General features: G+C 54.4%; 1 protein-coding gene. It reads left to right on the top strand.

Annotation, left to right across the window (positions count from 1 at the left end; all coding sequences use genetic code 11):
- Positions 1–601, top strand: a 601-nt coding sequence (locus KJQ96_RS38625) for an AMP-binding protein (protein WP_213291177.1), incomplete at both ends; no start/stop codon positions are given.

Here is a 601-nt window from a genome sequence, read left to right as displayed (position 1 = left end):
GTGATCTACACCTCCGGCTCAACAGGTACGCCCAAGGGCGTCATGGTCGAGCATGGTAATTTGGTGAACTATTTGCAATGGTCAGGTCGCAGCTATTACAAACGAGCTTTGAACGGCTCGCCCATACTGCATCCGTTGAGCTTCGACGGCATCGTTACAACCTTGTTCGGACCTCTGTTGGCCGGTGCCAAACTCCGTCTTCTAAAGCCGATTGCCCAAATCGGTTCGGTTGCTGCTGTAGAGCAGGGGCAGACCTATGATCTGATTAAGCTGACTCCTTCGCATCTGAGCATGCTGAACAAGCGGCTTGATGCCTATAAGGGACCAGCTCCGACAAGAGCTCTGATGGTCGGCGGCGAGGCGTTAATCCCGGCAGATATACAGTTCTGGCAAGAGCGTTTTCCGAACGTGCGTCTGATCAATCATTATGGTCCGACAGAAGCAACGATTGGGAGTGCCACATTCGAAATATCTCACGCTGTCGAGGGGCTAAGCTCGATCCCGATTGGCCGTCCGATCGCGAACACGCGGATCTATCTGCTTGACGGTGATGGTGCGCTGGTTCCGTTTGGTGCGGTGGGGGAGCTTTACATCGGTGGGG

This window comes from Bradyrhizobium sp. sGM-13 (assembly GCF_018398875.1).
Lineage (GTDB): Bacteria > Pseudomonadota > Alphaproteobacteria > Rhizobiales > Xanthobacteraceae > Bradyrhizobium.
This window is presented reverse-complemented; position numbering and strand designations above follow the sequence as displayed.